11 protein-coding genes are annotated in these 9,069 nt (G+C 58.8%); 10 read left to right on the top strand and 1 reads right to left on the bottom strand.

What is annotated here, in order from left to right; genetic code table 11:
• Positions 1-197 precede the first annotated feature (197 nt).
• Complete coding sequence (locus JNN07_06790) at positions 198-497, top strand: metal-sulfur cluster assembly factor (protein ID MBL9167432.1); 300 nt, start codon at positions 198-200, stop codon at positions 495-497.
• Here the strand turns inward: JNN07_06790 and JNN07_06785 are convergent.
• Complete coding sequence (locus JNN07_06785) at positions 494-1,558, bottom strand: radical SAM protein (GenBank protein ID MBL9167431.1); 1,065 nt, start codon at positions 1,556-1,558, stop codon at positions 494-496. The two genes, JNN07_06790 and JNN07_06785, sit on opposite strands and share 4 nt — an antisense overlap.
• Positions 1,559-1,749: 191 nt before the next feature.
• Here JNN07_06785 and nirK point away from each other — a divergent pair, with 191 nt between their 5' ends.
• From nirK to JNN07_06740, 9 genes are all read left to right on the top strand, one after another.
• On the top strand, positions 1,750-3,279 hold the full coding sequence (nirK, locus tag JNN07_06780; protein MBL9167430.1) for a nitrite reductase, copper-containing: 1,530 nt from the start codon (positions 1,750-1,752) through the stop codon (positions 3,277-3,279).
• Between the two features lie 10 nt (positions 3,280-3,289).
• Positions 3,290-4,114, top strand: a complete 825-nt coding sequence (locus JNN07_06775; GenBank protein MBL9167429.1) for a formylglycine-generating enzyme family protein — start codon at positions 3,290-3,292, stop codon at positions 4,112-4,114.
• Entirely contained in the window at positions 4,111-4,722 is a 612-nt protein-coding gene (locus JNN07_06770; GenBank protein ID MBL9167428.1) for an SCO family protein, read from the top strand. The genes JNN07_06775 and JNN07_06770 overlap by 4 nt, the downstream gene beginning before the upstream one ends.
• Positions 4,719-4,967 (top strand): DUF2249 domain-containing protein, encoded by a 249-nt coding sequence (locus JNN07_06765; protein ID MBL9167427.1) that lies wholly within the window; start codon positions 4,719-4,721, stop codon positions 4,965-4,967. Before JNN07_06770 ends, JNN07_06765 begins: the two co-directional genes overlap by 4 nt.
• Before the next feature lie 11 nt (positions 4,968-4,978).
• Positions 4,979-5,698: a Crp/Fnr family transcriptional regulator gene (locus tag JNN07_06760; GenBank protein MBL9167426.1), complete on the top strand. Its 720-nt coding sequence runs from the start codon at positions 4,979-4,981 to the stop codon at positions 5,696-5,698.
• A gap of 93 nt (positions 5,699-5,791) precedes the next feature.
• Positions 5,792-6,124, top strand: a complete 333-nt coding sequence (locus JNN07_06755; protein MBL9167425.1) for a DUF2249 domain-containing protein — start codon at positions 5,792-5,794, stop codon at positions 6,122-6,124.
• 150 nt (positions 6,125-6,274) lie between these two features.
• A complete protein-coding gene (locus tag JNN07_06750) occupies positions 6,275-7,774 on the top strand; it encodes an alginate export family protein (GenBank protein MBL9167424.1) in 1,500 nt (499 codons plus the stop codon).
• 204 nt (positions 7,775-7,978) lie between these two features.
• Positions 7,979-8,722: a c-type cytochrome gene (locus tag JNN07_06745; GenBank protein MBL9167423.1), complete on the top strand. Its 744-nt coding sequence runs from the start codon at positions 7,979-7,981 to the stop codon at positions 8,720-8,722.
• The coding region (locus JNN07_06740) for a cbb3-type cytochrome c oxidase subunit I (protein ID MBL9167422.1) at positions 8,719-9,069 on the top strand (351 nt) is incomplete at its 3' end. The genes JNN07_06745 and JNN07_06740, both read left to right, overlap by 4 nt.

The following is a 9,069-nucleotide window of genomic DNA, read 5'->3' as shown; positions in this document are numbered from 1 at the left end:
CTGGTTGGACTGGCATTCACCAGCGTGGCGACGGCACTCGGCCAGGAGAGTTGTGTGCGCGGCGGCTGCGCTTTGTTGCTTGCGAGCGTCACGGTCTTCATCGTGAACATGGGGACCGTTCTCTCGCACTTGGTCCGACCGCGCTTGATGCCGCTCGATTTCAAAACGACTCAGCCAACAAGCACCCAACCCCCGTCATGATTGACGAAACCACCCTCCGAGAAGCCCTGCGTCTGGTCGTCGACCCGGAGATAGACTGCAACATCGTTGATCTAGGTCTTATCTACGGAATCGCGATCGATGGCACCAGAGTCACTGTGACGATGACACTGACCACGCCCGGATGTCCGATGCACGAAAGTATCGCCTGGGGCGTGAAGTGCGCATTGCTCAATCTCGAAGGAGTCGAGGACGTGGAGGTCAATGTCGTGTGGGATCCGGCGTGGACCCCCGCCCGCATGAGCGACTACGGACGCATCCGGACCGGAATATGTTAACCCACAGTCGTTTGGGAACTCTCCGCAGTTCGGAGCGGAGGCTGATAGACACATAACGGTTCCTCGCCAAGGTAATCTCCCGTCATCGCATAGGACCGGGCGCGCGAACCGCCGCAAATCGTTTTGAATTCGCAGCGTCCGCACTTGCCCTTCAGCAAACTGGGGTTGCGCAGCTCGCGGAAGAGCGGGCTGTTCCGGTAAACGTCGAGCAATTCGTCCTTGCGCACGTTGCCAGCGGTCAACGGGAGAAAACCGCTGGGTTGGATGTTCCCGATGTGCGAGACGAAGACGAAGCCCTTGCCGTCGTTGATGCCGAGCGGCGCGCGCGCTCCAGAAGGTTTCGCGCCGTGTGCTTGTTGCAAGACCACGCGGCGGTAGTGCTGGCCTTCGGTGGTCTTGATGTCGTAGGGCGCAGTGCGGGACAGACGAGCCAGCCGTTCGAACAATTCTTCCATCTGCGGTCCTGTCAACAGATCGTCCACCTTGCCCCGCCCGGTTGGAACCAGTTGAAAGACGCTCCAGAGTGCGGGACGAATCTCATCGAGCAGGCGGACAAACGAGTCGAACTCCCAAAGGTTCTGGCGGGTAAAAGTGGTGTTGATCTGAATCGGAATGCCAGCCAGCGCGGCGTTGGCGATGGCTTCCATGGTCCAGTTCCAGGTGCCTGCGACGCCGCGAAAACGGTCGTGCGTTTCGCAGCTTGCGCCGTCGAGACTGAGCGAGATGCGTTCGACTCCCGCCTCCTTGAACGCGTTGAGGTCCGCCTCCGCAAACTCCGGCGTCGCACTGGGACTCAAGCTCACGCGCAGCCCTCGATCGGTCGCGTGACGGATGAGAGTTTGGAGATCGGGTCGGCGAATGGGATCGCCGCCTGTCAGCACGAAGAGTTTCGGTTGGCAGCGTGCCACCTGCTCGAGGAACCGGAACGCCTCTTGTGTGTTCAGTTCCAGTGGATGCTGGGTCAGGTTCGCTTCGGCTCGGCAATGGCGGCAGGCGAGGCTGCACGCACGCGTCACCTCCCAGATCACGATGAACGGCCGGTCGTCAAAATCGAACTTCATGGACGGAGGTTGCCCGTCTTGCCCTGTCCGCGCTTTGACCTGCATCAATCTCAATCCTGGTGGCGAAATCATGACAAACATGACCTCGGTCAAAGACGGCGGAGGCATTTCTGCCGAAGATATCCGTAAGCATGGAACCGTGCCCGCCATGCGGCGGAAGACGGGCCGGACCAAAAAACCGACAACCCATCATGAAAAAGAAAACGCAAACCATCCGAATCGCTGTCACGCTCTGCGCGATGTGGATCGCCGGAGCGGCACTGGCCGCTGAATCGGAAGTGAAGAAAACCGGTCCCAAAGCGGTTGATCCCACGATTCAGGGCGAGGAAAACGCTGTTCTGACTCAGCCTCCCTTCGTACCCCCACCCATCAAGCGCTCGCACGCCACCAAGATCATCGTGCGGCTCGAGGTGAAGGAAGTCGTGAAGAAGATGGCCGACGGAGTGGAGTATTTGTTCTGGACCTTCGGTGGCGATGTACCGGGAAGTTTCATCCGCATCCGTGAAGGCGATTTGGTGGAGTTCCACCTGGCCAATCATCCTTCAAGTAAAATGCCGCACAACATCGACCTGCACGCGGTCACCGGGCCGGGCGGCGGCGCAGCTTCGTCGTTCACAGCGCCGGGCCACGAATCGCAATTCACCTTCAAGGCGATCAATCCCGGCCTATATGTTTACCATTGTGCCACTGCGCCCGTCGGCATGCATGTCGCCAATGGCATGTATGGACTCATCCTCGTGGAGCCGAAGGACGGGATGCCCAAGGTGGACAAGGAGTATTACGTGATGCAGGGCGATTTTTACACGGCGGGCAAGTACGGCGAGGAAGGCTTGCAGATGTTCGACCAGAGCAAGGCCGTAGATGAGCGTCCCACCTACGTGGTATTCAACGGTTCAGTCGGCGCGCTCGTGGGCGACAAGGCGATCACCGCCAGTGTCGGGGAAACGGTACGCCTCTATGTCGGCAACGGCGGGCCGAACCTTGTGTCCTCCTTCCACGTCATTGGCGAAATATTCGACAAGGTCTATGCCGAAGGCGGGATCAAAATCTCGCAGGAGCAGGTGCAAACCACCCTGGTGCCGGCGGGCGGATCGGCCATTGTCGAGTTCAAGACCGAGGTGCCGGGCACCTACATTCTGGTAGATCACTCGCTCTTTCGCGCCTTTAACAAGGGTGCACTCGGCATGTTGAAGGTGAGCGGCCCCGAGAACCTGATCGTGTATTCGGGCAAGGAAGTGGACGCGGTCTATCTAGGCCGCCAGGCGCAGGCAGGCTCGGAAGCGGAGAAGCAAGTCGCCGCCCTGCAGGCGCAGATGAGGGAGGCAATCAAGTCCGACCCGAAAATTTCCGGACTAACCAAGGACATTCAAATCGCCAAGGGCAAGGGGGTGTTCATGCAAACCTGTTTCGTCTGCCACCAGTTGAACGGGGAAGGCATCCCCGGGCAGATTCCGCCGCTGGCGAAGTCGGATTACATGATGGCGGATAGATTCCGCGCTGTGCGAAACATTCTCTTCGGCCAGACCGGCGAAGTCGTCGTCAACGGCAAGACCTACAACGGGACGATGATTCCGCTGAACTATCTTTCCGACGAGGATGTGGCGAATGTAGTGACCTACGTGGTGAACAGCTTCGGCAACTCTGGTGACGCGGTGAAGCCCGAGGAAGTGCGCCGCATCCGCAGCGAGGCACCGGCACCGGCCGTGAATAGTTTCGAGTAAGGACGCCGTCATGAATCGCCAGACCACGCTCACGTTGCACCTCGTGTTCCTCGTCGTGATGGCGGTCTTGCGGCCAGTTCAGGCACAGCAGCGGTCGGCCGTCACTCCACCTAATGGCATGACACTGGTGCCGGCCGGCCGTTACACGCCACTGTTTCGCGCAGAGAAGGATCCGAAGGATGTCCCCGTCCCTGGATTCTGGCTGGATGTGCTGCCGGTCACAAACGGAGATTATCTCGAGTTCGTTCGCGCGCATCCGAAGTGGCGTCGCTCGCAGGCGAAGCGGATCTTCGCGGACGCGGAATACCTGAGGCGCTGGGCCGGAGATCTCGATCCCGGCACCAACGCTCCGGTCAATGCACCCGTCACGCACGTCTCGTGGTTCGCTGCCAAAGCCTACTGCGCCTGGAAAGGAAAGCGCCTGCCGACGACCGCTGAATGGGAATACGCAGCCGCTGCCAGCCCGAACTGCCCCGATGGTGAGAAAGATCCTGAGTTCGTGCGCCAGATACGCCACTGGTATTCGACGCCGTCGCCGGAATCACTCCCACCTGTCGGGCGTGGTCGCACGAATGTCTTTGGCGTTCATGATCTCCACGGGCTCACCTGGGAATGGGTGGCAGACTTCAACACCGCCATGGTCACCGGCGACGCGCGTGGCGACACGGGCCTCGACCGCCAGCTCTTCTGTGGCAGCGGGTCAGAAGGTGCCAAGGACACCTCCAATTTTCCTGCCTTCATGCGCTACGGCTTTCGCAGCAGTCTCAAGGCGGGCTATACCGTTCACAACCTCGGCTTCCGCGGCGCGCGAAGCCTCCACGCAGACGACAAATGAGAATCATCACCCTAACGCTGGCATCGCTGGCGATCGCCTTCTTGCAGACCGGCTGCTCGACCGTCTCTGAAACACCTTCCTGCTGCTTGAAGCCAGCGGAATCCGGCCAGCCCATGTCGGATCGCTCACTTTTTCAGTTCGATTCCACCTGGACCAACGACAAGGGCGCGGATTTGAAGCTCGGCGAGCTGGGAGGGCCTCCGCTTGTCGTCACCATGTTCTTTGCCAAGTGCGAGTTCGCCTGTCCCGTACTGGTCCACGACATGAAGAAGATTCAAGCCGCGCTGCCTGAAGAGGTACGTTCCAAGGTCGGCTTCGTGCTCGTCTCCTTCGACACCGAGCGGGATACTCCACTGGTGCTGGCCGAGTATAGAAAGATCCATGAACTGACCGCGAACTGGACGCTTCTGCGAGGCACGTCCGATGACATCCTCGAACTTGCCGCGCTCCTCGGCGTGAAGTTCAAGAAGGATGCCCGCGGCCAATTCGCACACTCAAACATCCTCACGGTTCTCAACCCCGGCGGGGAGGTGGTTCATCAGCAGGTCGGGCTCAACCAGGCACCCGAGGAAACCGTCAAACAACTCCTTCGACTTCTCCACCCATGAGCATGCCTGCTATCAGTCAATTCAAGCGACTCGATGTTCGGACCCTTCTCCAACGTGGGGAGGAACCGCTGCCGGCCATCCTTAAGCGAGTCCAAGAACTTGCTGCTGGAGCAGGTTTGCTTGTCATCGCACCATTCCTGCCATCGCCGTTGATTGAGCTGCTTGGCAGCCAGGGCTTTGAATCGAAAATCGAACGCGGCGAGGCAGGGAGTTGGATTGTTTACTTCTGGCGGAAATGTGACTAAACACAGGTGCCATGACCACCACGCTGGCCGAACTCAAACAAACCGGCATCGCCAACGCCCTTCGCAGTTGCCAACTCTTCGCCGGCATGTCTCCGCTTGAACTGGGCACGCTTGCGGAAATCACAGTGGTTAAATCCGTCCCCAAGGGCAGCTACCTGTTTCATGAAGGCGAACCGTCCCGTGGCTTTTACGTTGTTCAGACCGGTGCCATCAATGTTCACCGCGTCAGCGCTGTCGGCAAAGAGCAGGTCATCCGCGTCTTTCGCGCCGGCGAATCCTTTGCTGAAGCATCGCTTGCCACGGACAAGGGTTATCCTGCCGACGCCCGCGCGCTGGAGCAATCGCAGGTGATGCTCGTGGAAAAAGCCGGCATGCTCGCGCTCCTGCGCCGTCAGCCGGAACTCGCCCTTCGCATGCTTGCCTCGATGAGCTCGCACTTGCGCATACTCGTGGCGCAGTTGGAGGATCTGACGTTGAAGGATGTCGAGACCCGCCTCGCCAACTGGCTGCTCAAGCGCTGCCCGAATCCCGCCAGCGAGAAGCCATTGAAAATCGAGCTGACGATGACCAAACGCGACCTTGCCTCTGAACTTGGCACGGTCAGTGAAACCTTCTCGCGCACGCTGGCCAAGTTCCGGGAACAGAACCTGATCGAAGTCAAAGGCCGGGTCGTCAGTGTGCTGAACCCCGCGAAACTTGCTGGGCTCCTGCGCCGCAACCTCGGTGAGTGAAACGCGGGCATGGCCCCCCCCTCGCGCGCACTTCAAGTCGAAACCTTGATGCCAGTCAAGGCCTGCTGCCTTAAACAAGGCTAGCTTCACAGCATGAATGCTACTGTGTCTGAACACTTGATCGACGTCCGAACGATGCCACCGCGCGAACGGCACCCGAAGATTTTCGGTATGTGGACGGAGCTAGGTTCGGGGGCGGCCATCCTCCTGGTGAATGATCACGACCCTGTTCCACTCTATTACCAGTTCGCCTGGGAGTACGCCGGCACGTTTCGCTGGGAATATTTGGAGCAAGGACCGGATATCTTCCGGGTTCGTATCAGCAAGGGAGATTTCGCTGATCCGGGTTTCGTGCCCACGGCGCGTCCCAAACAATCTTGCTCGGTGGTCAAGCCTGCGCCGATCGAGTTCGTCAAGCCGCTTTAACTCGACACTCTGGAAGCGGGATCAGAGGACTGCTCTCATGGTCACCCACGACGTGGCTGAAGCGTTTTTCCTATCCGACCGCATCGTCTGCCTGGCCGACGGACCAGAGGCATAGGTGGACGAGATCCCAACCCAACCTAGTCCCCATTCATGAACAACCATCGCACACGTCATCTCGCACCGATCGCGCTGGGAGCGCTCGCCTTCGTTCATAGCGGCTCGCTTCAGGCGCAGTATGCGCCGCCTCCGCCGCCGAAGCCGTTTCAAGGATTCATCAACGAATGGTTGCGCAAGGATGACCCCGGCACGGCGGCTTGGGATATTGGCGGGTCGGTACGGATGCGCTATGAGTTGAAGGATAATTTCGGCATCGCCGGAGCTCCGGGCTCCCTGGACTTCCGCAACACCAACGCCGACGTGGACAACGCTTATCTTATGGAGCGCATCCGGTTGCGACTGGGTTACACGGCACAATGGTGGAGCGCTTTGGTGGAGGGACGCAGCAGTCTCGTTCAGGAGGACGATCGATTCGCATCGACAGCTCCCGTGGTCTATAAGGGACGCGGCCCTGAGGCCGACAGCATCGATCTCCACCAGGCCTATGTAACCCTGGGCAACCACAAGGAATTTCCTCTCTCGCTTAAGGTCGGACGGCAGGAGATGTCCTATGGCGAGGAGCGCATCATCGGAGCGTTCGCCTGGAACAACATCGGGCGCGTCTTTGATGCCGCCAAGATGCGATGGCAGAACGCTTGGTTCGGCGCTGACTTCTTTACGAGCCGGGTGGTGATCCCGGAAGACTCGCGGTTCAACGTCAGCAATGACTACGATTACTTCTCTGGATTCTATGCGACCTCGCCTTTGATCCAGAAGCATTCCTTGGACTTCTACTTCCTCGCGAGGAACGCCAGCACCAAGGCGGCACGGGCGGAACTCACGCCGCAATCTCCCCAGCCGAGCGCTCGAGATATCTACACGTTGGGCGCTCGTCTGAAGTCACTGCCGGGGCAGTTCGGCAGCTGGGATTACACGGTGGACCTCATCGGGCAATTTGGTCATTTCAACGACACTCGTGCCGGCGTGCCGCTCCGAAGCCAGGAACATCTGGCTTACGCATACATCCTCCAAGGGGGATACACCTTCGCTGAATCCTTTGGAACGCCTCGCATCGGCCTGGAGTACTCACATGGGTCTGGGGACTCGGATCCGAGGGACGACAAGCATGGCACCTTCGAGAATCTATTTCCTACCAATCATAAGTTCTATGGTTACATGGATTTCGTTTCTCTGGAGAACATCCACGACGTGCGGGTGATCTACCAGATCAAGCCTCATCCGCGCCTGAGCCTCGCGTTGGAAGGCCACTTGTTCTGGTTGGCCGACACCTCCGACAATTTCTACAACGTGGGCGGCGTTCCCCGTGGCGGTGGCGCGGCCACTGGAACGGGATATGGGGTCAACTCCAACTACGGATCCTTTGTCGGATCGGAACTGGATCTGATCGCGGGCTACGCTGTCACGCGATACGCCCAGCTCGAGGTAGGTTTTGGACATTTCTTCGCCGGATCATACGTCGATAAGACCTTCCAGAACATCGGCGGATCTGCCGACGCCAACTACGTTTACACCCAATTGAATGTGAACTTTTGAGGCTTACCTCACCTTCGTTGATTTGTCGGTACCCCTTTAGAAGTAGTGAGGATGCAAGCGGCCGACGGAATCTCGGCGGCCGCTTCACCCAAGTCAGGACCTTTGGATCGCGCGGACTTGATCGGGGTCAAGGAATCCCGGAGCACCTTTGGATACAAAGGTCGCCATGAACCAACCTGAACGCCGTCAACCGGAGTCGCCACCATGCTGAGCAAATCACAAGCAAAGACCTTCTTTGTGGGAGGAACTGTCGTCTTTAGCGCGGCCTTTCTCGCCCTGACTTACGATTCCATGCAGCAGATCCCTGCGTTGACCCACGATGACAAGATCACCCCGGCGGTTGAGCGAGGAAAAATGATTTGGGAGGACAACAACTGCATGGGCTGCCACACCCTTTTCGGCGAGGGAGCCTACTATGCGCCTGAACTCACCAAAGTGGTGGAACGTCGCGGAAAGCCTTGGCTGAAGCTCTTTCTCAAGGACCCGCAAAAAATGTTCCCTGGGGAACGCAAGATGGTGCAGTACGGGTTCAACGAGGCTCAGATAGACGATGTCATCGCGTTCCTGGAATGGTGCGGAAACGTGGATCTTCAAGGATTCCCCGCCAAACCGCCGCTCGCTGGCAAGGTCCAGAACGTGGTCTCGAGCGGGGGAGCCACTGGCAAGCCCCAGCCCGAACTCTTCCGCACCATTTGTGTAGCGTGCCACGCCGTGGGTGGAGCGGGCGGAACCGTCGGGCCACCGCTGGACGACGTGAGAAACCGCAAATCACGAGCAGACATGATGGCGTGGATCGCCAACCCACAATCGATCAAGCCCGGCACTCCCATGCCGAAAATTGACATGAGCGAAGCTCAGCTCAATGAGATCGTGGACTTCCTGCTCAGCCTCTCCGGAAGCGTTCCCGCCGCCGTCGCCCCCGCCCAACCTCAACCGACCTTCGAATGAAATACCAATCCCAAAAAATCGCCTACTGGTTCTTCGCCGCCGCGATGGTAATGTTCTCGCTGCAGATCGTTTATGGCTTCATCATGGGGTTTGCTCGCATCGGCTACGATGTGCTGCACGACTGGATCCCGTTTAACACGGCCCGGGCCGTGCATACCAATCTCCTGGTGGTTTGGCTGCTCTGCGGATTCATGGGTGCCGCATATTACATCATCCCGGAGGAAGTCGAACGCGAGCTAGAATGGCCCAAGTTGGCCTGGTTGCAGTATTTCTCGCTGTTGATTGTCGGCGTGATCGCCGTGGGCTGTTACCACTTCAACATCTGGGAAGGCCGCAAATTCCTCGAA

The organism is Verrucomicrobiales bacterium (genome assembly GCA_016793885.1).
In the GTDB taxonomy this organism is placed as follows: Bacteria; Verrucomicrobiota; Verrucomicrobiia; order Limisphaerales; family UBA11320; genus UBA11320.
This window is presented reverse-complemented; position numbering and strand designations above follow the sequence as displayed.